Annotated in this window: 21 protein-coding genes; 6 read left to right on the plus strand and 15 right to left on the minus strand. The window is 68.5% G+C overall.

Annotated features, from left to right (window positions below):
- Positions 1 to 103 precede the first annotated feature (103 nt).
- A complete protein-coding gene (locus tag MRBLWO13_RS05995; protein ID WP_341976969.1) occupies positions 104 to 1,294 on the plus strand; it encodes an MFS transporter in 1,191 nt (396 codons plus the stop codon).
- Between the two features lie 33 nt (positions 1,295 to 1,327).
- Here MRBLWO13_RS05995 and MRBLWO13_RS06000 read toward each other — a convergent pair whose 3' ends face one another.
- A complete protein-coding gene (locus tag MRBLWO13_RS06000; protein WP_341976972.1) occupies positions 1,328 to 2,245 on the minus strand; it encodes an AraC family transcriptional regulator in 918 nt (305 codons plus the stop codon).
- Positions 2,246 to 2,339: 94 nt separating this feature from the next.
- Here MRBLWO13_RS06000 and MRBLWO13_RS06005 point away from each other — a divergent pair, with 94 nt between their 5' ends.
- A complete protein-coding gene (locus MRBLWO13_RS06005; RefSeq protein ID WP_341976974.1) occupies positions 2,340 to 2,801 on the plus strand; it encodes a DUF3817 domain-containing protein in 462 nt (153 codons plus the stop codon).
- 72 nt (positions 2,802 to 2,873) lie between these two features.
- Here the strand turns inward: MRBLWO13_RS06005 and MRBLWO13_RS06010 are convergent, their stop codons facing one another.
- The 13 genes from MRBLWO13_RS06010 to MRBLWO13_RS06070 all read right to left on the minus strand — a co-directional run bounded on the left by MRBLWO13_RS06010 (position 2,874) and on the right by MRBLWO13_RS06070 (position 15,730).
- A complete protein-coding gene (locus MRBLWO13_RS06010) occupies positions 2,874 to 3,554 on the minus strand; it encodes a hypothetical protein (protein ID WP_341976975.1) in 681 nt (226 codons plus the stop codon).
- Positions 3,555 to 3,595: 41 nt separating this feature from the next.
- Entirely contained in the window at positions 3,596 to 4,567 is a 972-nt protein-coding gene (locus MRBLWO13_RS06015) for an NAD(P)/FAD-dependent oxidoreductase (protein ID WP_341976977.1), read from the minus strand.
- Positions 4,560 to 4,889: a ferredoxin gene (gene fdxA / locus MRBLWO13_RS06020; protein WP_341976979.1), complete on the minus strand. Its 330-nt coding sequence runs from the start codon at positions 4,887 to 4,889 to the stop codon at positions 4,560 to 4,562. Before fdxA ends, MRBLWO13_RS06015 begins: the two co-directional genes overlap by 8 nt.
- Positions 4,886 to 6,286, minus strand: coding sequence for an FAD-dependent oxidoreductase (locus tag MRBLWO13_RS06025; RefSeq protein ID WP_341976981.1), 1,401 nt, complete (start codon positions 6,284 to 6,286; stop codon positions 4,886 to 4,888). The genes fdxA and MRBLWO13_RS06025 overlap by 4 nt, the downstream gene beginning before the upstream one ends.
- Positions 6,287 to 6,314: 28 nt before the next feature.
- Positions 6,315 to 7,226 (minus strand): uroporphyrinogen-III C-methyltransferase, encoded by a 912-nt coding sequence (gene cobA / locus MRBLWO13_RS06030; protein ID WP_341976982.1) that lies wholly within the window; start codon positions 7,224 to 7,226, stop codon positions 6,315 to 6,317.
- Positions 7,223 to 8,140 (minus strand): ABC transporter permease, encoded by a 918-nt coding sequence (locus MRBLWO13_RS06035; protein WP_341976984.1) that lies wholly within the window; start codon positions 8,138 to 8,140, stop codon positions 7,223 to 7,225. Before MRBLWO13_RS06035 ends, cobA begins: the two co-directional genes overlap by 4 nt.
- Complete coding sequence (locus tag MRBLWO13_RS06040) at positions 8,130 to 8,969, minus strand: ABC transporter ATP-binding protein (protein ID WP_341976986.1); 840 nt, start codon at positions 8,967 to 8,969, stop codon at positions 8,130 to 8,132. The genes MRBLWO13_RS06035 and MRBLWO13_RS06040 overlap by 11 nt, the downstream gene beginning before the upstream one ends.
- Positions 8,969 to 10,042 carry an ABC transporter substrate-binding protein gene (locus MRBLWO13_RS06045; RefSeq protein WP_341976988.1) on the minus strand — a complete coding sequence of 358 codons (1,074 nt, stop codon included), beginning with the start codon at positions 10,040 to 10,042 and terminating at the stop codon, positions 8,969 to 8,971. Before MRBLWO13_RS06045 ends, MRBLWO13_RS06040 begins: the two co-directional genes overlap by 1 nt.
- Before the next feature lie 47 nt (positions 10,043 to 10,089).
- Positions 10,090 to 11,442 (minus strand): GTP-binding protein, encoded by a 1,353-nt coding sequence (locus MRBLWO13_RS06050; protein ID WP_341976990.1) that lies wholly within the window; start codon positions 11,440 to 11,442, stop codon positions 10,090 to 10,092.
- On the minus strand, positions 11,442 to 12,347 hold the full coding sequence (gene cysD, locus MRBLWO13_RS06055) for a sulfate adenylyltransferase subunit CysD (RefSeq protein ID WP_341976992.1): 906 nt from the start codon (positions 12,345 to 12,347) through the stop codon (positions 11,442 to 11,444). Before cysD ends, MRBLWO13_RS06050 begins: the two co-directional genes overlap by 1 nt.
- Positions 12,344 to 13,084, minus strand: coding sequence for a phosphoadenylyl-sulfate reductase (locus tag MRBLWO13_RS06060; RefSeq protein ID WP_341976994.1), 741 nt, complete (start codon positions 13,082 to 13,084; stop codon positions 12,344 to 12,346). The genes cysD and MRBLWO13_RS06060 overlap by 4 nt, the downstream gene beginning before the upstream one ends.
- Positions 13,081 to 14,799: a nitrite/sulfite reductase gene (locus MRBLWO13_RS06065; protein ID WP_341976996.1), complete on the minus strand. Its 1,719-nt coding sequence runs from the start codon at positions 14,797 to 14,799 to the stop codon at positions 13,081 to 13,083. Before MRBLWO13_RS06065 ends, MRBLWO13_RS06060 begins: the two co-directional genes overlap by 4 nt.
- Before the next feature lie 241 nt (positions 14,800 to 15,040).
- Positions 15,041 to 15,730: a CbiX/SirB N-terminal domain-containing protein gene (locus MRBLWO13_RS06070; protein WP_341976999.1), complete on the minus strand. Its 690-nt coding sequence runs from the start codon at positions 15,728 to 15,730 to the stop codon at positions 15,041 to 15,043.
- A gap of 250 nt (positions 15,731 to 15,980) precedes the next feature.
- Between MRBLWO13_RS06070 and MRBLWO13_RS06075 the strand changes: the two genes are divergently transcribed.
- Complete coding sequence (locus MRBLWO13_RS06075) at positions 15,981 to 16,331, plus strand: hypothetical protein (protein WP_341977001.1); 351 nt, start codon at positions 15,981 to 15,983, stop codon at positions 16,329 to 16,331.
- A gap of 137 nt (positions 16,332 to 16,468) precedes the next feature.
- Positions 16,469 to 17,758: a DUF222 domain-containing protein gene (locus MRBLWO13_RS06080; protein WP_341977004.1), complete on the plus strand. Its 1,290-nt coding sequence runs from the start codon at positions 16,469 to 16,471 to the stop codon at positions 17,756 to 17,758.
- Positions 17,759 to 17,836: 78 nt separating this feature from the next.
- Here the strand turns inward: MRBLWO13_RS06080 and MRBLWO13_RS06085 are convergent, their stop codons facing one another.
- Entirely contained in the window at positions 17,837 to 18,421 is a 585-nt protein-coding gene (locus tag MRBLWO13_RS06085) for a dihydrofolate reductase family protein (protein ID WP_341977005.1), read from the minus strand.
- Positions 18,422 to 18,564: 143 nt separating this feature from the next.
- On the opposite strand from MRBLWO13_RS06085, the gene MRBLWO13_RS06090 reads away from it, so the two are divergent.
- Both MRBLWO13_RS06090 and dnaK read left to right on the plus strand, forming a co-directional pair.
- Positions 18,565 to 19,395, plus strand: a complete 831-nt coding sequence (locus MRBLWO13_RS06090; protein ID WP_341977007.1) for an alpha/beta hydrolase — start codon at positions 18,565 to 18,567, stop codon at positions 19,393 to 19,395.
- Positions 19,396 to 19,523: 128 nt separating this feature from the next.
- A complete protein-coding gene (dnaK, locus tag MRBLWO13_RS06095; RefSeq protein WP_341977010.1) occupies positions 19,524 to 21,389 on the plus strand; it encodes a molecular chaperone DnaK in 1,866 nt (621 codons plus the stop codon).
- The last annotated feature ends 1 nt before the right edge of the window (position 21,390 follow it).

The following is a 21,390-nucleotide window of genomic DNA, read 5'->3' on the forward strand; positions in this document are numbered from 1 at the left end:
GCGGCCCCGCCTGCGAGCCTCCTGAAGGCGGCGCCGGACGAATGGTCGGATGCGGTGGACGACCGGTCGGGTGGAGGCATCCGTTCGGTGCGAACGTGGAACCATGACGATCACCGCTCCTGTTCCCACCGCCCCCGCCTCCCGTGCGGAGAGAATCCGCTACGGCGGGCTCATCGTCGTCATGCTGATGAGCTTCCTGCTGGTGACCGCCGAGTTCCTCCCCAACGGCATGCTCACCGAGATGGCGGAAGCCCTCGGCGTCACGCCAGGACAGGCGGGCCAGACGGTGACGGTCACCGCGCTCGTCGGCTTCATCGTCGCGCCGACGGTCGGACTGATGTTCCCGCGGCTGGATCGCCGTTCGCTGCTCGTCTGGATGGCGCTCGCCGCGGCTGTCTCCAACCTCATCGTCGCCATCGCGCCGAGCCTGCTGATCGTGCTGCTCGCACGATTCCTGCTGGGTGCGGCGATCAGCGCCTTCTGGTCGATGTCGATCACGGTCGCGGTCCGGATCGCCGGTCCCGAGCGCCTCGGCCGAGCGGTCATGTTCACCTCGGCCGGTGCGTCACTGGCAACCGTCGCCGGCGTCCCGCTCGGTGTGATGCTGTCAGAGCTCGCCGACTGGCGCGTGGTCTTCGCGGTTGCCGGCGTCGCGACCGGGCTGCTGGCCATCGGCCTGCGCACGCTTCTGCCCTCGGTCCCCGCCGCTCAGGCGTCCAGCATCCGCCTGCTCGTCGACACCGTCCGCCGGCCGGGCGTCGGTCTCGGCCTCATCGGCCACGTCCTCGTCGTGCTCGGCCACTTCCTCGCCTACACCTACGTGCGCCTCGCGCTGGAGCGCATTCCCGACGTCGATGCCTCCACGATCGTGGTGCTGCTGGCGCTCTTCGGCGCCGGCGGACTCGTGGGCAACATCATCATCGGCATCGTGATCGACCGTTCCTTCGAGTTCTTCGCGGTGCTCGCGCCGGTGGTCATCGCGGTGGCCGTCGCAGCGATGATCCTGCTCTCCGGAACGGTGGTCGGGCTCGGGATCGTCGTGACCGTCTGGGGCTTCTTCTTCGCCTCGTGGCTCATCGTCGTGAACACCTGGGTGGGACACCGGATGCCGGACCGACTCGAGGCCGGAGGCAGCCTCGTGGTGGTCGGCTTCCAGGGAGCGATCATGGTCGCGGCCGGCGTCGGCGGGCTGCTCGTCGACACCCTCGGCGTGGAGCTCGTGTACATCGCCGGTGCGGCGGCGCTCATGGTCGGTGCGGTGCTGTTCGGGCTGTCGAACCGGATCCGGGCCTGAGGGGCGGGGGGCGGATGCCGCGGGCCCTTGCCGCTACGCCGGAACGGCGGTGCGGTTGGCCATCCGCCAGGCGGAGGGCGTCAGCCCGGTGCGACGGCGGAAGGCGCGGCTGAAGCCCTCGTCCGAGGCGTAACCGAGGTCGCGCGAGATCGTCGAGACGGGGTGGCCGGCGTCGAGCATCCGCTTCGCAGCGTCGACGCGCACCTCGGTGACGTAGTCCGCCGGGGAGCGACCGAAGGCGCTGCGGAAGCGCTCGGCGAACACCGACCGAGACATGGCTCCGACGCTCGCGAGGCGTTCGACGGTCCAGTCCCGACCCGGTTCGTCGTGAATCGCGTCGACGACGCGGTCGAGGAACGGATCCTTTGACAGGGAGGGCCAGCCCTCGGGGGCGCATCCGTTCTCGGCCCACGCGCGGATCACCGAGAGCAGCACGGTCGTCGCCATCATCCGGCAGATGACGGGGTCGCCTTGGCGCACCGGGCACGCGCCGGCATCGACCTGGCCCATGTTCTCGGCGAGGGCCGCAGCGGCGGGCTCGAGAGCATCGAACCCGGTCACGGTGATGTTCTGGGGCAGCACGGAGCCCAACTGCGCCATAGCGTCCGAGAGCTCGAGGTCGACGATCATCAGGGCCGCATCGGCGTCGGCTTCCAGTGCGAAGGGCCGTTCGCCCAGGGTCAGGAACGCGTCACCGGCGACGAGATGCTCGCGGTCGCCCCGCAGGTCGACGGCGACGTGCTGCGATGCGCGGTCGACATCGAGATGGCACCCGGTGCTCAGGGGCGGATGCCCGTGCACGCTGCCGGCCGCGACATAGATCAGGGTGGCCGCCCCGGGCGCAAGCGGCAGGAGCGAGCCGGCGGACAGGCTCACGCGACGAGCCACGCCGACGCGGAGGTCGACGGAGCCGAGCACCTGGGAGAGGGCATCCGAGTCGACTGTCGCCATGACGTGAGGAACGTCGGCGGACGGCAGGTTATTCCGCCCGAGCTGACCCATAGCTCCGCTCCTCTACGCTGACAGAAACCACCCGAGGAGTGCCGTGTTCCGTACGCCCGACCGTCTGTTCCGTGTTCTTGCGATCGCGGAGGCGATCACCTGGACGATCTTGATCTCGGCGATCATCGCCCGCGCGCTCGGCGCCCCCGGTGTCGTGGTCACGATCGGCGGCGGCATCCACGGTTTCGTCTTCCTCGCTTACGCCGCGACGGCAGTCCTCGTCGCCATCAACCAGCGCTGGAAACTGAGCGTCGCCGTGCTCGCCGTCGCGAGTGCGATCGTGCCCTACGCGACGATCCCCGTCGAGATGTGGCTGCACCGCACCGGGCGTCTGCGCGGCGCATGGCGCCTGGAGGAGACCGACGATTCGCGCGACCGCCGCTGGTTCGACCGGCTGATGCGCTGGTTCCTGCGCCGCCCGTGGATGCTCGCGGCTCTCCTCGTCGTCGGGATCGTCGCGCTCTACGTCATCCTGCTGCTGGTCGGTCCGCCCGGCGGGAAATGACCGTTCGAATAGCGCAAAGGGCTCTATTCCGAGCCAAAATGCAGCCGTTTGCGCTATTCGAACGGCGTCGGGTCAGGGAGTGACGACGATCGCGTTCTTCTCGATGACCTCCGCGAGCACGGCGTTCGCGTCGCCGCCGGTGCAGTCGACGATGAGATACAGCCCGACGCCGGTGGCGGTGAACGCGCGAGCGGCCATGATCCAGGACCGATCGCCCTCCATGCCGAGCACCTGACGGTTCTCGACGCCCCCGTCTCCACCGGGCTGGTAACCGAACTCACCGGTGGTCGCGGCGGGCGTGATGGTGGCGGTATCGGTCTTCAGGAGCACACCGAGGATCGCATCCGACGACGCGCTGTCGTCGCCGGCGACGACCGGAACGTCGGCGATGAAGCCCTGCCAGAACTGGGCGGTGCAGGTGCCGTCGGCCGTGCCGTACTTCCAACCGCCGTCGCCGTTGTCGGGTGACACGACGGTCCAGCCATCGTCGGTCATGAGGCCGTCGCCCCACTCGATGTACGCGGTCGAGGGGAGCTCCTGGCCCTGGGCGAACGACAGAGCGGCGGGGAGATCCCCGGCCGGATCTTCGGCCGGCTCGTCGCTGGGCTCCGGCTCGTCGACAGGCTTGTCGACACCCGGATCGTTCGGGGGGATCTGACCGAACATGCATCCGCTGAGCGGCAGAGCCAGGGCGATCACCGCAGCCACGGCCATGAGACGGAACGTCGTCGGGACCTCGTCGGTGCGTGTCATGCCGGTCAGCCTATCCCTCGGCCTCGGCGAGCAGGGCCGCGTCAGTGCGCCGTCGCGACGCCGATCGTGTCGTGCACGATCACCGCGGCGACCCGCGCGCCGGCGCCGGCCGCGACGATGAGCTGCTGAGGTCCGGGAGCTGCGACATCGCCGGCGGCGTACAACCCGGCAACCCCGGTGCGCCCGGAGCGGTCGGTCAGCAGATGCCCTGCGTCGTCGAGCGGCGGCGTGATGCCGTCGAGGAACGACAGATCCGCCTCCCAGACGGGGCGCACGAATCCGCCGTCGAGGATGACCTCGCTGCCGTCGGCGAGGCGGACGGCCTCGAGCCGGCCTCGGTCGCCGACGAGTTCGGTGATCGGATGCCGTTGCACAGCCACTCCGGCCGCGGCCAGCTCGGCCTCCTCGGTCGTCGTGACCGTATCGGCGCCGTTCGTGAACACCGTGAGGCTCTCGGTCCAGCGTCCGATGAGCCGGGCGCGGTCGGCGAGATCCGCGGATTCTCCGATCAGGGCCAGCCGCCGCCCTCGTAGCTCCCAGGCATCGCAGGCCGCGCAGCTGAACAGGCTCATGCCGTAGAAGCCGCGCAGATTCGGCACATCCGGCAGCGTCTCGCGAAGCCCGGTGGCCAGCAGCACCGACCGCGCCGAGACCACTTCGGTGGGCTCGCGCCGGCCGATGGCGGCCGTGAAGCCGGCATCCGTCTTCGCCAGCGACGCGACCCGCACCCGGGTCCGCACCTCGACGTTGGGGTAGGCGGCGAGTTCTTCCCGCGCGAGTCGGCGCAGCTCGTGCGGGGGCACGCCGTCGCGGGTGAGGAAGCCGTGCGAGTTCAGGGTGGCGGCGTTCCGCGGGCGATCCGCGTCGATGACGAGCACGCGCACCAGAGAGCGTCCGAGGTTGAGGGCGGCGGAGAGTCCAGCCGGTCCGCCGCCGACGATGAGGACGTCGTACTCTGTCGGCGGGTCGGCGGCGGGGCCGGGTGGCACCTCCGCCGCAGCCGTCTCAGCCATGCTCGCCGTCCTGGGGCGGGAGGGCCGCGATGACGGGGTGGTCGAAGGTGAGGACGCCGGTCTTGGCCGCGCCACCAGGGGAACCGATCTCGTCGAAGAACTCGACGTTCGCCTTGTAGTAGTCGGCCCACTCCTCGGGGAGATCATCCTCGTAGTAGATCGCCTCGACCGGGCACACCGGTTCACAGGCACCGCAGTCCACGCATTCATCCGGGTGGATGTAGAGCGAACGCTCGCCCTCGTAGATGCAGTCCACGGGGCACTCGTCGATGCAGGCACGATCCTTCACATCGACACACGGCAGAGCGATCACATACGTCATTGCACCAGCGCTCCGTCGCGGGACACCGCCACCTGCTCATCGCGGGGCACGACCTTGACGCGCTCGCGGGTGTGCTCGTGGTTCTCGCCGAGGTGGCGCTCGTGCGCGTCGAGGGCGAGCCAGCCGTCCCACGTCGTGTACTCGGTCTCGCGCTCCTCCAGAACCGTGAGGACGTCTTCGGAGTCGTCGGGTGCGGTCAACAGCCCCGCCTCGGCATCCCCGACCACGTTCGAGATCGTCTCCAGAGCATCCGACTTCGTGTGCCCGATGAGGCCGACCGGTCCGCGCTTGATCCAGCCGGTCGCGTACAGCCCTGGCTCGCCGTCGACCCGGCCGCCGTCGTTCGGCACGACACCGCGCTTCTCGTCGAAAGGCGCGCCTGCGACGCGGGTGCCGTAGTAGCCGACAGCCCGGTACACGGCCTGGATCGGGTAGTCACGGAACTCGCCCGTCGTGACGAGGGTGCCATCGGCGCCGGGAGCAGTGCGCGCGAAGCGGATGCCGGTCACGCGATCGTCACCGGTGATCTCCACCGGGGCGTGCCAGAAGTGCAGGTGCAGCCGCCGCGATGCTCCGGACTGGGGGCGGTCGCGCCAGCCGTTCAGCGTGCGCAGCATCACCTTCAACTGGTTGGTCGAAGCGGATGCCGGGTCGACACCGTCGAAGTCCTCGTTGTAGAGCACGATGTCGACGTCGTTCACCTCGCCGAGTTCACGCAACTCGATCGGCGTGAACTTGATGTCGGCGGGGCCGCGGCGGCCGAACACGTGCACGTCGGTGACCGCCGACGACGCGAGGCCTTCGAGCACGTTGTCCGGCACCTCGGTGGTGCGCAGGTCGACCGCGTGCTTCGCAAGCACGCGGGCCACGTCGAGGGCGACGTTGCCGTTGCCGATGACCGCGACCGATTCGGCATCCAGCGGCCAGGTGCGCGCCACATCGGGGTGCCCGTCGAACCAGGCGACGAAATCGGCGGCGCCGTAGGAGCCGGGAAGGTCGACCCCTGGCACGTCGAGCGCGGCATCGCGGATCGCGCCGGTGGCGAGGATCACGGCGTGGTAGCGCTCGCGCAGCTCGTCGATGGAGATGTCGCGGCCGACTTCGACGTTGCCGATGAAGCGGATGGTGCGTCGCGTCGCCGCCGGCTCGTCATCGGATGCCGCGGGGAAGGCGTCGAGCATCTCGTGCAGCGAGTTGACGATGCCCTTGATGCGGGGGTGATCGGGAGCGACGCCGTAGCGGATGAGACCGTACGGGGCGGGAAGCGACTCGAACAGATCGATCTCGACGCGACGCCCGCGTTCGGCGACGGCTCCGGCGAGCAGATTGCCCGCGTAGATGCCGGCGGGGCCGGCGCCGACGATCGCGACGCGCAGGGTGGGAGAGGAAGAGGTCATGACGAAGGAGGCCTTTCGGGCTGCAGGCTCAACGGGTGCGCGAGAAGAGGGAGGGGGCAGAAGAACGGGGCTGGCGACCAGACGACGGATTGAGCGTGTCGACGGCCTGGATCAGGCCGGTGTCGGCTGCGAGGCCGGCGTCGAGGGCATCGGTCCAGCGCGAACGAGCAGGGCGCGCAGCATTCGATGCCACCGGAAGAGCGTCGGGGACCGCGAAATTCGCATCCGGGCTGAGACGGACCACATCGCCGATGACGACTACCGCGGGGGAGCGCACCTGACGTGCGGCCGCGAGGTGCGCGATCGTGCCGAGTGTTCCGAGGGTGATCCGTTGCCCATCACCGAACCCGTCCTCGATGATCGCGACCGGGCAGTCGGCGCCACGTGGTCCTGAGGCAAGCACATGCGCGGAATGCGCGAGGCTGCCGACGCCCATCAACAGCACGACGGTGTGTTCGCCGCCACCGCGGACCTGTTCGATCTGGTCGTGGCCGCTCACCACGGTGAAGGATGCGGCGATGCCGCGGTGGGTGAGCGGGATGCCGGCGACGGCCGGCACCGAGACGGCGCTGGTGACGCCGGGCACGACGTCGACCGGGATGCCGGCGGCCTCGCAGAACAACTGCTCCTCGCGGCCGCGGCCGAACACGAACGGATCGCCGCCCTTCAGGCGGACGACACGCTTCCCGGCGACCGCGAGCTCGACGAGCAGGGCGTTGATGCCGTCCTGCGGAATCGGGTGGTGGCCAGGGAGCTTGCCGACGTCGATCACCTCGGCGTCGATCTGCTCGCCCTCGTCCACGAGCTGCTCCAGCACCGTGCGCGCGCCGAGTCGATCGGCGACGATGACGTCGGCCTCCTGCAGAGCGCGGAGCCCGCGCAGGGTCAGCAGCCCGGCATCGCCCGGACCGGCACCGACGAGAGTGACGCGGCCGGTCATCGCGAACCGCCCAGCATCAGGCCGCGGTTGCGGAGCATCCGCCGCTCGATCGGGCCGAACAGCGCCAGCTCGATCAGAATGCCGATCGCGAGGATGAGCAGGATCGTGGCGAGCACGCCGGCGAGATCCGCGAGTTCGCGCGACTGGTTGAGCATCGTGCCGAGGCCGAAGCCGATCGTTCCGCCGCTGGTGATGATCTCAGCCGCCATCAGTGACCGCCAGGAGAAAGCCCAGCCCTGCTTGAGGCCGGCGAAATAGCCGGGGAGAGCCGCGGGGAGAGTGACGGAGGTCGCGAGTTGCCAGCGGCTCGCGCCGAGTACGATGCCGACTCGGCGCAACTGCGGCGGCACCTGATCGATGCCGGAGAGGAGGCCGTTCACGATCGAGGGGATGGCGCCCATCAGGATGACGAAGTATGCGGTGGCATCGCTGAGCCCGAACCAGATGATCGCCGCGGGCACCCAGGCGACCGAGGGAAGCACCGTGAGGCCGGAGATCAGCGGACCGGCGGCGCGACGGAGCAGCTTCCACTCGGCGAGCAGCATCCCGAGCACAGTGCCGACGAGGATCGCGATCAGGAACCCGATGACGCCGCGCTCGAGGCTGGTGGTCACCGCCTCCTGCAGGCGGCCGGACTCCCAGGAATCGCCGAGGGCGCCGGCGACTGCCGCAGGGCTCGGCGCCTTGTCGGGGCGCGGGTTCGCGATGACGATGTAGAGCTGCCACACGGCGAGCAGGGCGAGCAGCAACCCCACCGGCGGCAGGGTCTTGCTCAGCACCTCACGCCAGAGCGACCTCTGCGGTGCAGTGTCGGACTGCAGGCGGTCCAGGCCGGCGGAGAGGGTGGCCAGGTCGTCGTTCTCTGTCTGAACGGCGGCCTCGCTCTGCACGACGGATGCGGCTTCAGGAGGCATTGCGGCGGATCTCCTTCCGGAGCTCGGCGGTGATCTCGGTGGCCAGCGCCGCCACTTCGGGCGACTCGATGCGCCGGCCGCGGGTCGAGGCGACCTTCCACTCGCCGGCCACACGGCCGGGGCGACTGGAGAGCAGGATGACGCGCTGGCCGAGCCGGGCAGCCTCGCGCACGTTGTGGGTGACGAACACGATCGTTCGGCCGGTCGCACGCCAGACGCGCTCGAGCTCCTCGTGCAGGAGGTCGCGGGTGATCGCGTCGAGCGCCGCGAAGGGCTCGTCCATCAGGAGCACGGAGCGGTCCTGGGCGAGGGCGCGGGCCAGGGCGACGCGCTGCCGCATGCCGCCGGAGAGTTCGTGCGGGCGCTTGTCCGCAGCCTCCGACAGGTTCACGGTTCCGAGCAGGCGCTCGGCCTCCTCGCGGCGCTCGCGGCGCGGGACGCCGCGAAGGCGCAGCGCGAGTTCGACGTTGTGGCGCGCAGTGAGCCAGGGCATCAGCGCGGACTCCTGGAACATCACCGCGGCACCGCCGGCGGGAGTGCCGATCGAGCCGGAGGTCACCGGCTCGAGTCCGGCGATGAGGTTCAGCAGCGTCGACTTGCCGCAGCCGGAGGCGCCGAGCAGGCAGACGAACTCGCCAGGGGCGATGTCGAGCGAGACGTCGTCGAGGACGACCGGCCCGGATCCGTAGCGCTTGGTGACGTTCGAGATGCGCACCGCGGGGTCGACGGGGGGTGCCGGTGCCGTGACGGGCGTGACGCTGTCGAAGCTCGGCGTCAGCCTGGTCACGGGCGCCTCCGCACCCACCGTCTTCCCCGCGGGCGCAGTCATCATTCCTCCCCGAGGTCGGCGGCGGAGACCGGCTCCGCGCCGTCCTTCTCGAGGAGGGCGTTCAGCGCGCGCAGGTCGAAGAGGCCCTTGATCGAGCCCTCCTTCTGCGTGCCGGCGGCCAGTCCGTTCTCGACGAGCGTCTCGAAGGTCTCCGCATGCGGGTCCACCGTGAAGGTCACGTTCTCCAGTGCCCTGGTGAGCACTTCGTCGGCGAGCCTCTTGCCGGTGGCCTCCTCGAGCGCGTCGTTGATGACGGTCGGTGCCTCTTCCTTGTTCTCATCGAGCCACTGCACGGCGGCGATGTGTCCCTCGAGCAGTTCTTCGACGACAGCAGGGTGCTCCGCGGCGAACTCCGCGCGGACGAGCAGCACCGTGGTCGGGAAGTTCCCGTCAGGCCAGAGGTCCTGCTCATCGACGAGCACGTGCGCCCCGGCCTCGACGACCAGTCGCGAGACCCAGGGCTCCGGCAGCCAGGCGCCGTCGAGCTGCCCGTCCTGGAACAGGGTCAGGGTCTGCGCGTTCTCGGTCGGCGTGATGGTCACATCGCCGCCACCCGAAGTCGATGTCTCGAAGCCCTCCTCGGCGAGCCAGCTGCGCAGCGCCACATCCTGCGTGTTGCCGAGCTGCGGCGTCGCGATGTTCTTGCCCGCCAGGTCTTCCGGAGTATCGATGCCATCGCGGACCACCAGGGCCGCTCCGCCGGACGTCGCGCCGGCGATGATGTGTGCGGACTCACCGCCCGACTGGATGAAGGTGTTGATCGACGGGTTCGGTCCGATGTACGTCGCGTCGATCGCCCCGGCGGAGAGCGCCTCGATCGCCGCGGGGCCGGCGTTGAACACCTCCGTCTTCAGGTCGACGTCGCCCAGAGCATCCTGGAACAGGCCCTCCGAGAGGCCGACCAGGGCCGGAGCGTGCGTCACGTTCGCGAAGTAGCCGAGGCGGACCTCGGTCAGATCGTCGCCCGTGGCCTCGCCGGAGCCGGGGTCTGCGGATGCGGAGGCACAACCGGCCAGCATCATTGCGGTGATTCCTAGAGCGGTGAGTGTCGTTGCGGTGCGGTTGATCTTCACGGTTTCGCCTCCTTCAGGGTGGGTGTTTCAGTGGGGGATTGAGCAGGTCAGGGTGCGTCGATGACGGTCGCCGCAGCGAGGGTCGCGCCGTCGGCGGGGTGGATGAGCAGCAGGGCGCCGCCCTCGCGGCCCCGCGCATAGGGCTCCAGCGGCAGCTCGGATGCGAGACGGAGCCGTACTCGGCCGATCTCGTTCACTGCGAGGGCGTCGGCATCGTGGTGCGCCAGCGTCTCCAGGTCGTACCGGGAGAGCACCTCGGCGATGACGGCCTGCACCGTGGAGGTGCCGTGCTTGACGAGAACCCGGGTGCCGGTGGTGACGGCGCGCGGGTCGAGCTGGAACAGCTCGACCACGGCTTCCTTCTGCCCGGTCGGTGCCGTGCCGGCTCCGACGATGAGGGCGCCGCGCGCGGCATCCACGTCGTCGGCGAGCGTCAGTGTCACCGACTGCGAGGTCGTCGCGGCATCCGTCTCGTCGCCGGCGACATGGATGCCGGTGACCGTGGTCGCGAGTCGCCCGGGGAGCACCTCGACGCGATCGCCGATGCGGACCGTGCCGGAGCTGATCCGGCCGGCGAAGCCGCGGAAGTCGCGATACTGCTCGGCCTGCTCGGCGGGGATCGTCGGCGACAGGCCGCCCTGCGGCCGCAGCACCAGCTGCACCGGCAGCCGGAACTCGGCGGCGTGCGAGACCGTCTCCTGCTGGCTGGGGAGCGTCTCCAGCAGCTCCAGCAGGGTGAGGCCGTCGTACCAGGGGGTGCGCGAGGAACGGTCGACGATGTTGTCGCCCTCCAACGCCGAGACGGGCAGCACCCGGATGCCGGAGAGACCGAGCTCTGTCGCGACGCGACCCGCTTCGCGTTCGATCTCGTCGTATCGTGCCTCGTCGAAGTCGATCAGGTCGATCTTGTTCACCGCGATGATCACGTGTGCGACGCGCAGCAGCGACACCACGGCGAGGTGGCGCCTGGTCTGTTCGACGATTCCCTTGCGTGCGTCGACGAGCACGATCACCGCGTCGGCGGTCGCAGCGCCGGTGACCATGTTGCGGGTGTACTGCACGTGGCCGGGGCAGTCCGCGAGGATGAAGCTGCGGCGGCCGGTGGCGAAGTAGCGGTAGGCGACGTCGATCGTGATGCCCTGCTCGCGCTCGGCACGGAGTCCGTCGGTGAGCAGCGCGAAGTCGAAGTCGCCATGGGCGAAGCCGCGGTCGCGGGAGGTCGCGGCGACCTGCTCGAGCTGATCGGCGAGGATCGCCTTCGCATCGTGCAGCAGTCGGCCGACGAGCGTCGACTTGCCGTCGTCGACAGAGCCGGCGGTCGCGAAACGGAAGAGCGTGGAGCCGTCGGTGAGCAGGGCGGACGCCTCGCCTGGTGCGTCGAGAATCGAGGTCTCGGTCATCAGAAGTACCCGTCCTTCTTGCGATCTTCCATGGCGGCTTCGCTGATGCGGTCATCCGCCCTGGTGGCGCCGCGTTCGGTCAGCGTCGAGCGGGCGACCTCGGCGACGACGGATGCCGTGTCCACAGCATCCGATTCGACCGCGCCCGTGCAGCTCGAGTCGCCGACCGTGCGGTAGCGCACGACCCGGCGTTCGGTCTGCTCGCCGGCCCGCGGCTGCGAGAACTCGCCGACCGCCCACCACATGCCGTCGCGGCGGAACACCTCGCGCTCGTGCGCGTAGTACAGCGGAGGCAGCGCGATGTCCTCGCGGGCGATGTAACTCCAGATGTCGAGCTCGGTCCAGTTCGAGATCGGGAACGCGCGCACGTGCTGCCCAGGGAGGTGGCGGCCGTTGTACAGGCTCCACAGTTCGGGGCGCTGATTGCGCGGATCCCACTGCCCGAACTCGTCGCGCAGCGAGATGATGCGCTCTTTGGCGCGCGCCTTGTCCTCGTCGCGTCGTGCGCCGCCGAACACCGCGTCGTGCTTGCCCGCGGCGATCGCGTCGAGCAGGGGCTGCGTCTGCAGGGTGTTGCGGGTGCCGTCCGGACGCTCGGCGAGGCGGCCGTCATCGATGTAGTCCTGGACGTTGGCGACTTCGAGCCGGATGCCCAGACGTGCGACGGTCTCATCGCGGAACGCGATGACCTCGGGGAAGTTGTGGCCGGTGTCGACGTGCAGCACCGGGAAAGGCACCTTGCCCGGTGCGAATGCCTTGGCAGCGAGGTGCAGCACGACGACGGAGTCCTTGCCGCCGGAGAACAGCAGCACGGGTCGCTCGAATTCGGCGACGACCTCGCGGATGATGTGGATCGCCTCGGCCTCGAGCAGGTCGAGGGTGCTCAGCGACGTGATGGTGCTCATAGGTGCAGCCCGCATTCTGTCTTCGAGAGTCCCGCCCAGCGGCCGGATCGCGGATCCTCGCCGGGGGCGACCGCCTTCGTGCACGGCGCGCAGCCGATGGAGGGGTAGCCGTTCGCGACGAGGGGGTTCACCGGCACTTCGTGCACGGTGGCGTAGTCGATGAGGTCGTCGAAGCTCCAGGCGGCGACCGGGTTGACCTTGACCAGTCCGTTGCGCTCGTCCCAGACGATCAGCGGGGTGTCGGCGCGCGTCGGGCCCTCTTCGCGGCGTACACCGGTGAACCACAGTTCGTAGCCGCCGAGTGCCCGCTGCAGCGGCTCGACCTTGCGGCGTGCGCAGCACAGGCCGGGGTCGCGGGCGAACAGTTCGGCGCCGAACTCGGCGTCCTGCTCGCGCACGGTCTGCTCGGGCTTCACGTCGACGATGCGCACGTCGAGCGCGGCGGCCACCTCGTTGCGCGTGAACGTGGTCTCGGCGAAGTGGTAGCCGGTCTCGAGGAAGAGCACGTCGACGCCCGGCAGGCTCTGCGCGACGAGGTGCGGCAACGCGGCATCCGCCATCGAGCACGCGACGGCGGCCTGCGCGACGGCGAAGTTCTCGGCCACCCACGCGACGACCTCGGCAGGGCTCGCCTCGTCGGCCGCGCGGCTGCGCAGCTCGATCGCGCCGCGCTCAGCGAGGGCCTTGAGCTCTTCGGTGGAGCGGCGTGCAGGACGGATGTCGACGAGGGTGCTCACTGCAGGGCCTCCTCGTCCGCTCGGTGCGCCCACTGCGCGAAGCTCTCCGCGTTCTCGCGGTCGGCGAGATAGCGGCGGATGACCCGCTCGGCGTAGTCGGCGATGCCGTCGGCCGCGACCTTCAAGCCGCGCACGGTGCGGCCGAGACCGGCTTCTTCGCGGTCGACGCCGGCGAGACCGCCGCCGAGGTGCACCTGGTAGCCGGGTACCTGCTCGCCGTCGATCAGGACGAGCTGGCCCTTCAGGCCGATGTCGGCCGTCTGGATGCGGGCGCAGGAGTTCGGGCATCCGTTCACGTGCAGGGTGATCGGGCGGCCGATCTCGGGCTCGAGGGCTCCGAGGCGCTCTTCGAGTTGGAGGATAGCCTGGGCGGCGTTCGCCTTGGTCTCGACGATCGCGAGCTTGCAGTACTCGATGCCGGTGCAGGCGATGGTGCCGCGGCGGAACAGGCTGGGCCGGGCTGACAGTCCGATCTCGTCGAGGCCCTTCACGAGGCTTTCGACGTTCTCTTCGGGGATGTCGAGGACGATGAGCTTCTGGTACGGCGTGGTGCGAACCCGCTGCGAGCCGTGCGCCTCGGCGAGGTCGGCGAGTGCGGTGAGCGTGGTGCCGGAGACGCGTCCGACGAGGGGAGCGGCGCCGACGAAGAAGCGGCCGTCCTTCTGCGCGTGCACGCCGACGTGGTCGCCGATGCTGGTCGGCTTGGGCGCGGCCGGTCCGTCGGGGAGAGGGCTCTCGAGGTACTCGGTCTCGAGCACCTCGCGGAACTTCTCGGTGCCCCAATCGGCGAGGAGGAACTTCAGGCGGGCCTTGTTGCGGAGGCGCCGGTAGCCGTAGTCGCGGAAGATCTGGGTGATGCCGTGCCAGACCTCGGCGACCCGCTCGGGGGCGACGAAGGTGCCGAGGCGCTCGCCGAGACGGGGGACAACGGAGAGGGCGCCGCCGACCCACAGGTCATAGCCGATGCCGAGCTCGGGGTGCACGACGGCGACGAAGGCGCAGTCGTTGATCTCGTGGACGACGTCCTGGCTGGGGTGGCCGGTGATCGCGGTCTTGTACTTTCGGGGGAGGTTCGCGAGCGTCGGGTCGCCGATGAAGCGCTCGGCGATCTCGTGGATCTGCGGGGTCGGGTCGATGATCTCGTCGGCGGCGATGCCGGCGACCGGGGAGCCGAGGATGACGCGGGGCACGTCGCCGCAGGCCTCGGTGGTGCTCAGGCCGATCCCCTCGAGGCGGCGCCAGATCTCGGGCACGTCCTCGACACGGATCCAGTGCAGCTGCACGTTCTGGCGGTCGGTCATGTCGGCGCTGTCGCGGGCGAACTCGGTGGAGATCTCGCCGATCACGCGGAGCTGCTCGGTGGTGAGCTGGCCGCCGTCGATGCGGACCCGCAGCATGAAGTACTCGTCCTCGAGCTCGTGCGGCTCGAGCTGCGCGGTGCGGCCGCCGTCGATCCCGGGCTTGCGCTGCGTGTAGAGGCCCCACCAGCGGAAGCGTCCGTGCAGGTCGGTCGGATCGATCGAAGCGAAGCCGCCCTTGGCGTATTCGTTCTCGATGCGCTCGCGCACGTTGAGCCCGTTGTCGTCGAGCTTGAACTGCTCGTTCGCGTTGAGGGGCTCGGTGCCGTCGACGAGCCACTGCCCGTGCGGCTTCGTTGGTACGCGGGCAGTGCGCGTGCGGGCACCGCGGACTGGCGTCGGCTGCTCGATGGTCATGGGTCTGCTCCCTGGATGGCTGTCTCTCAACCTAAGGAGTGGGACCTTGTTCATTAACAGGGGGTGACTCAGTGCGTCAAGCAACGTCATATGGCGTCATGCAGCGCGAAATATGACGCCGAACACTGGTGCTGAAGCGTTGTCATGTGCTTCGGCTGCGGGGTCGCGCCTGCTCCGGTCGCACTTTGTGCCGCTTCTCGGCGTCCGGAGCCACACGAACTGCGACCGGAACGGGCGGGAGTCAGTCGTCGAGACGCGCTTCGGCGTCGACGTAGCGGGCCACGACGAGGTCGATCAGGGCCTGGGGAACGGGGCCGCCGTCGAGGAGGGGGAGTGTGATCGTGCGACCGGGGGCTTGACGCTCGGCCAGGTCGAAGAAATAGCCGCGGGCGAGCAGGTAGATCGACACGACCGCGTCCGGGTGGTTCTCGAGGGCGGTCGGCAGGTCGGGTTGGCGTGCGGCGAGATACGCGAGTTCGACGGCTCGCCCGAGGTGCTGCTGCAGCAGAGCGGCCATGCCCTCGGCATCCGTCAGCGAGCGCGGATCGCGGGAGCCCGCGACGGCGAGGATGACGGGGCCGTCGGATGCCGGGGGCAGGTGCGCAGCGAGCCGCTCAGCGAGCACTTCGGCGAGGCGGGGGTCCGGTCCCATCGGGTCGGCGACGACGGCATCCGCTCGCTTGCCGGCGATGCCGTGCAGGTCGTGGTGCACGTGGAATCCGCTCGACAGCAGGAGGGGCACGATGACGACCGGCCCTTCGATCGCGGGTACCGCGTCCTTGGCGTCGGGTTGCTGCACGTCGACGAAGGCGGCTCTGACGGCCACGTCGGGCAGCGCATCGGCGACGCGGTCGACGAGCTCGGCGATCGTGCGTGCGCCTTCGGCATCCGACGTCCCGTGAGAGACGGCGAGCAGGGTGGGGCGGGGCATGCGGTCAGCCTAAGCGGTGCGTGTGACGGCGGTGTTTCCGGGGTGGGGGAAACCGTGGCGCGTGTCGCGACGTTGTGGCAATGACGGTGCTCGTGGTTCGCGGGCGCCGTCCTCGAACGATCATCGTGGCGTTGACTCCCATTGCCGTGGTGCTCTTGTCCCGGATCATCGCCTTCCTATGATTGATTCCGACTCGTCGCCCGCTGAGATCGCACGATCACCCGGACACACTGACGGGAAGGAAGCAGTCGTGCCTCAGGAATCACGCCGTCATACTCCGCAAGAGAAATCGGCAGTGGGGTTCGTCCTCTACGTGTTCGTATCGCTTGCGGCGGGCTTCGTGACTTTCTTCCGCCAGTTCGAAGGGGTGACGTGCAGCGCGACGGGCACCTGCGACGGCGTAGTCATGTACTACGCGGTGCAGCCATTCCTCTGGATCAATGGGGTCCTGCTGGTGCTGGTGGTCAGCGCATCCATCGTGCTCTGGGTGCGGCGGACTTCAAATGTCTGGCTTCCCGTGTCCGCACTGATATTCATCAGCGTCTACGCCGTGATCGCGAACATCGTGTTCACTGTGGCCAAGACAACGGGTAACGGATAGCTGCAGGTATCAGCAAGAGGGGTTCGGCCCGACAGGGATCGGGTGCAAGAGACTGTTATGGATCCGTGACTCGATTGCGAATTTTTGCCCCCTGATCTGGGGTTGGAATGTCGGTGGCCCCTGGTGTACTGGGGGTTATGACGGCGTTGATGGATGCGACAGTGGAGCAGGTGGCGACGCTGGGCGCGCTCACCGACTCGGTCGTGGAGATCGAGCGCACGATCAGTTCGTTGCAGGCGGCGCGGGATGGTCTCCTCGCTCTCGGGTCCCGGTTCGCGCTCGACGTCGCCCAGCAGGCCGAGCATCCCGATTTCGGGGATCTGGCGTTGCGGTCGGTCGCGGCGGAGATGGGGGCGGCGCTGCGGGTGAGCGACCGGACGGTGCAACGACGGATGTCGGAAGCGTCGTTCCTGGTGGAGCAGTTCCCGTCGGTGTGGCAGGCGCAGGGTGCCGGGCGGATCAGCGCTGGACATGCCCGAGTGATCATCGACGCCGGCGCACATCTCGACGATGCCGCGGATCGGGATGCGTATGCGGAGCAACTGATCGGGTTCGCGGAGACGGAGTCCCCGAATCGGGTGGCCCGGATGGCGCGCCGGGTCGCGGAACGTTTCCAGCCGCGGTCGATCGATGAGCGACACCAGGATGCCCGCGACCGGCGTGGCGCGTGGACGAAAGGTGCCGTCGATGGGGCCGCGACCTTCGGATTGTCCGGACCGGCAACCCTCGTGCACGGCGCGTTCGATCGCCTTACGCAGATGGCGAAAGTCGTAAAGGTGACGTCCGGCGAAGGTGACGACGCCGATCCGCGGACGATCGATCAGATCCGCTGCGATCTTGCCCTTGACCTCCTCCTCACCGGAACCCCCGCCGGGCACGACACCCCCGACGGGCTGCTCGCCGCGATCACCGCACACGTGTCCGTGACTGTCCCGGTCACGACCCTGATGGGCGCCGATCAGATGGGCACCGAAACGACACCGGCCGAGCTGAATGGACGCTGCCCGATCGACACCGCCACTGCGAAGGAACTTGCCGGAGCGGCATCCGGGTGGGATCGGATCCTCACCCACCCGATCACGGGCGCCGTCCTCGCCGTCGACCGCTACCGGCCCAGTGCGCACCTCAAACGACACCTGAAAGCCCGCGATCAACGCTGCCGATTCCCGACCTGCGGACTCCCCGCCCGAGACTGCGACATCGACCACCATCAAGACGCCGCCCTCGGCGGTGCGACCACCGTGAACAATCTCGGCGACCTCTGCCGCCGACACCACGTCCTCAAACACCACTCCCCGTGGCACATCGAACAACTCGACACCGGGGTCTACGCCTGGACCAGCCCCACCGGCAAGGTCTACCTCGACCGACCCCCACCCCAGAACACCGTCACCTTCACCGAAGACGACACCCCACCACCGTTTTAGGGATGGGGTCGGGAGCGAGACTGGCGGGGCGATAGAACCGGGCGGCATGCCGCCCGACGCCCGAGCCTCATCCGTCTCTCAGCCGCGCGCCGGCTTCACGTCGTAGACGAGCTTGAGGACTCCGTTGGAGTACGACTCCGATTCGCGCAGGGAAAGCGCGCGACGGTCGGCACCGCCCGCTCCGAAGATGGTCTTACCGCCGGGGAGGAGGTACGGGAACATGAGTAGGTTGTAGCGGTCGATCAGCCCTGCCTCGCCGAGGTGGAGAGCGAGCTCGGCGCTGCCGTGGATGAAGATGGCGCCGCCTTCCGTCTGCTTGAGGTCGGCGATGTCCTGGGTGTTGCGGAGGATCGTCGTCGGGCCCCAGTTGTCGACGATCGCGTCCTCTCCCAGTGTCGATGACGCCACGTACTTCGGCAGATCGCGATAGTCGGCGTGATCCTCCGACCCGGGCCAGAAGGCCGAGAACGCCTCGTAGCTGCGGCGGCCGAAGAGCAGGGCGCTCGTCTCGGCGAGCTCCTCGCCCTTGAGCGCGAAAGCCTCCGGCACGAAGTCGGTGTCGAAGACCCAGCCGCCGCCAGGGTGGCCCTCAGCGGTGCCGCCGGGGGAGTCGACGACGCCGTCGAGGGTGATGAATCCGGTGTAGACCAATTCACGAGTCATCTGCTTATCTCCTTGTCGCGGCCCCGCGAATGCGCGGCCTTCATACAGACGTCGAACGGCGACGCCGTGGATCGACAATGCCCTCAATCTTTTCCGAGTATCCCGAATCTCGCCATGTCGGCGGTCTCGGCAAGGATGAGGCGATGGCCACGCGACGATTGACGAAGACGTTTCATTGGCAGGGCCGAGACGTGGCGTACGACAGTTGGGGCTCGGGGCCCGACATCGTCTTTCTGCACGGCACGCCGTGGTCCTCGGCCCTCTGGCGGCCGATCGCGGACGCCTTGTCGGTGCGGTACACGGTGCACGTCTGGGACATGTCCGGATATGGCCAGTCCTCGAAGGAACCCGGCCACAAGGTCGATCTCGGGTTCCAGGGCGAACTGTTCGCCCGTCTGCTTCAAGAGTGGAACCTCGAACGACCGCACGTCATCGCGCACGACTTCGGTGGAGCAGTTGCGCTGCGCGCGCGACTGCTGCACGGCGCGCGCTACCGATCGCTCTGTCTCGTCGACGTCGTCGCACTGAGTCCGTGGGGCTCGCCCTTCTTCACCCTCGTGCAGCAGCACTCAGACGTCTTCACGCAACTGCCCGCCGCGGTGCATCGGGGTGCCGTCGAGGCCTATGTGCGAGGAGCGAGTCACCGCGGCATCCGCGACGACGATCTCGCAATGCTCGTCGATCCGTGGACGGGCGTCCACGGACAGTCGGCGTTCTACCGGCAGATCGCGCAGGCAGATGAGCGGTACACGACGGACATGGAGCCCTTGTACCCGACGATCGACGAGCCGGTGCACATCGTCTGGGGCGCGGACGACACCTGGATCCCGGTCGATCGGGCGCACCGGCTGAACTCGATGATCCCGGGGTCGACGTTGACGGTCGTCGAGCGAGCGGGTCATCTCATCCAGCTCGATGCGCCCGCTCAATTGGGCGCGGAACTCGGCCACTGGGTCGATTCCCAGCAAACTTGAGCCACCTCGTATCAACTTTGTTTTGACACGCATCGAGTGTGCGAGTACGGTTGAGTCATCGCGACTCAGGTTTGCTGAGTTGCCGCAGATTTCCGAACCACACAACCTCAGCAACAAAGGAGAAACACATGGCACGTGCTGTTGGAATCGACCTCGGTACGACGAACTCCGTCGTCAGCGTCCTCGAGGGTGGCGAGCCGAAGGTCATCGCCAATGCCGAGGGCTTCCGCACGACCCCGTCGGTGGTCGCCTACACGAAGGACGGGGAGGTGCTGGTCGGTGAGACCGCGAAGCGCCAGGCCGTCACCAACGTCGACCGCACCCAGGCGAGCGTCAAGCGCCACATGGGCACCGACTGGACCGTCGAGATCGACGGCAAGAAGTGGACGCCGCAGGAGATCTCCGCGCGCATCCTCATGAAGCTCAAGCGCGACGCCGAGTCCTACCTGGGCGACACGGTGACGGATGCCGTCATCACCGTTCCCGCATACTTCAACGACGCCGAGCGTCAGGCCACGAAGGAGGCCGGTGAGATCTCCGGTCTCAACGTGCTCCGCATCATCAACGAGCCCACCGCCGCGGCACTCGCCTACGGCCTCGACAAGGGCAAGGAAGACGAGCTCATCCTGGTCTTCGACCTGGGTGGCGGAACGTTCGACGTCTCCCTCCTCGAGGTGGGCAAGGACGACGACTTCTCCACGATCCAGGTGCGCGCCACGGCCGGCGACAACCGCCTCGGCGGAGACGACTGGGACCAGCGTCTCGTCGACTACCTGATCAAGCAGTTCAAGGACACCTCGGGTGTCGACGTCTCGGGCGACAAGATCGCGCTGCAGCGTCTGAAGGAGGCCGCGGAGCAGGCGAAGAAGGAGCTCTCCTCCTCGACCAGCACCTCGATCAACCTCCCGTACCTGTCGCTCACCGACTCGGGCCCGGTCTCCCTCAGCGAGACCATCACCCGCGCGAAGTTCGAGGACCTCACCAAGGACCTGCTCGACCGCACCAAGAAGCCGTTCGAGGATGTCATCCGCGAAGCAGGCATCAAGGTCGCCGACATCGACCACATCGTGCTCGTCGGCGGATCGACCCGCATGCCCGCCGTCGCCGAACTCGTCAAGCGCGAGACCGGCAAGGAAGCGAACAAGGGCGTCAACCCGGATGAGGTCGTCGCCGTCGGCGCCGCCCTGCAGGCCGGTGTCCTCAAGGGTGAGCGCAAGGACGTGCTGCTCATCGACGTCACCCCCCTGAGCCTCGGTATCGAGACCAAGGGCGGCATGATGACCAAGCTCATCGAGCGCAACACGGCCATCCCGACCAAGCGCAGCGAGACCTTCACCACCGCAGACGACAACCAGCCGTCCGTGGCCATCCAGGTCTTCCAGGGCGAGCGCGACTTCACCCGCGACAACAAGCCGCTGGGCACCTTCGAGCTCACCGGCATCGCCCCGGCTCCCCGTGGCATCCCGCAGGTCGAGGTCACCTTCGACATCGACGCGAACGGCATCGTGCACGTGTCCGCCAAGGACAAGGGCACCGGCAAGGAGCAGTCGATGACGATCACCGGCGGCTCGTCGCTGTCGAAGGACGACATCGAGCGCATGGTGCGCGAGGCCGAGGAGAACGCGGCCGACGACAAGAAGCGCCGTGAGGCCGCCGAGGTCCGCAACCAGGCCGAGACCCTCGCGTACTCGATCGACAAGCTGATCAAGGACAACGACGACAAGCTTCCCGCTGACGTCAAGGAGTCGGTCCAGGCTGACGTCGACGCCCTCAAGACGGCGCTTGCCGGCGAGGACGACGACGCGGTCAAGACGGCGTTCGACAAGCTCAACGAGTCGCAGACCAAGCTCGGCGAAGCCATCTACGCCCAGTCGCAGGCGGACGCCGCAGCCGGCGCCCCCGCCGACGGCGAGGCCCCCGCGGCCGATGACACCTCCTCCGACGAGGACGTCATCGACGCAGAGGTCGTCGACGACGAGGACGAGAAGAAGTAGT

Source organism: Microbacterium sp. LWO13-1.2, from assembly GCF_038397725.1.
GTDB lineage: Bacteria > Actinomycetota > Actinomycetes > Actinomycetales > Microbacteriaceae > Microbacterium.

What these genes read in the sequence shown, in the direction of transcription:
- MRBLWO13_RS05995 (WP_341976969.1), top strand. Translation starts at nt 104, where the DNA reads ATGACGATCACCGCTCCTGTTCCCACCGCCCCCGCCTCCCGTGCGGAG.
- MRBLWO13_RS06000 (WP_341976972.1), bottom strand. Translation starts at nt 2,245, where the DNA reads ATGGCGACAGTCGACTCGGATGCCCTCTCCCAGGTGCTCGGCTCCGTC.
- MRBLWO13_RS06010 (WP_341976975.1), bottom strand. Translation starts at nt 3,554, where the DNA reads ATGACACGCACCGACGAGGTCCCGACGACGTTCCGTCTCATGGCCGTG.
- MRBLWO13_RS06015 (WP_341976977.1), bottom strand. Translation starts at nt 4,567, where the DNA reads ATGGCTGAGACGGCTGCGGCGGAGGTGCCACCCGGCCCCGCCGCCGAC.
- fdxA (WP_341976979.1), bottom strand. Translation starts at nt 4,889, where the DNA reads ATGACGTATGTGATCGCTCTGCCGTGTGTCGATGTGAAGGATCGTGCC.
- MRBLWO13_RS06025 (WP_341976981.1), bottom strand. Translation starts at nt 6,286, where the DNA reads ATGACCTCTTCCTCTCCCACCCTGCGCGTCGCGATCGTCGGCGCCGGC.
- cobA (WP_341976982.1), bottom strand. Translation starts at nt 7,226, where the DNA reads ATGACCGGCCGCGTCACTCTCGTCGGTGCCGGTCCGGGCGATGCCGGG.
- MRBLWO13_RS06035 (WP_341976984.1), bottom strand. Translation starts at nt 8,140, where the DNA reads ATGCCTCCTGAAGCCGCATCCGTCGTGCAGAGCGAGGCCGCCGTTCAG.
- MRBLWO13_RS06040 (WP_341976986.1), bottom strand. Translation starts at nt 8,969, where the DNA reads ATGACTGCGCCCGCGGGGAAGACGGTGGGTGCGGAGGCGCCCGTGACC.
- MRBLWO13_RS06050 (WP_341976990.1), bottom strand. Translation starts at nt 11,442, where the DNA reads ATGACCGAGACCTCGATTCTCGACGCACCAGGCGAGGCGTCCGCCCTG.
- cysD (WP_341976992.1), bottom strand. Translation starts at nt 12,347, where the DNA reads ATGAGCACCATCACGTCGCTGAGCACCCTCGACCTGCTCGAGGCCGAG.
- MRBLWO13_RS06065 (WP_341976996.1), bottom strand. Translation starts at nt 14,799, where the DNA reads ATGACCATCGAGCAGCCGACGCCAGTCCGCGGTGCCCGCACGCGCACT.
- MRBLWO13_RS06070 (WP_341976999.1), bottom strand. Translation starts at nt 15,730, where the DNA reads ATGCCCCGCCCCACCCTGCTCGCCGTCTCTCACGGGACGTCGGATGCC.
- MRBLWO13_RS06080 (WP_341977004.1), top strand. Translation starts at nt 16,469, where the DNA reads ATGACGGCGTTGATGGATGCGACAGTGGAGCAGGTGGCGACGCTGGGC.
- MRBLWO13_RS06085 (WP_341977005.1), bottom strand. Translation starts at nt 18,421, where the DNA reads ATGACTCGTGAATTGGTCTACACCGGATTCATCACCCTCGACGGCGTC.
- MRBLWO13_RS06090 (WP_341977007.1), top strand. Translation starts at nt 18,565, where the DNA reads ATGGCCACGCGACGATTGACGAAGACGTTTCATTGGCAGGGCCGAGAC.
- dnaK (WP_341977010.1), top strand. Translation starts at nt 19,524, where the DNA reads ATGGCACGTGCTGTTGGAATCGACCTCGGTACGACGAACTCCGTCGTC.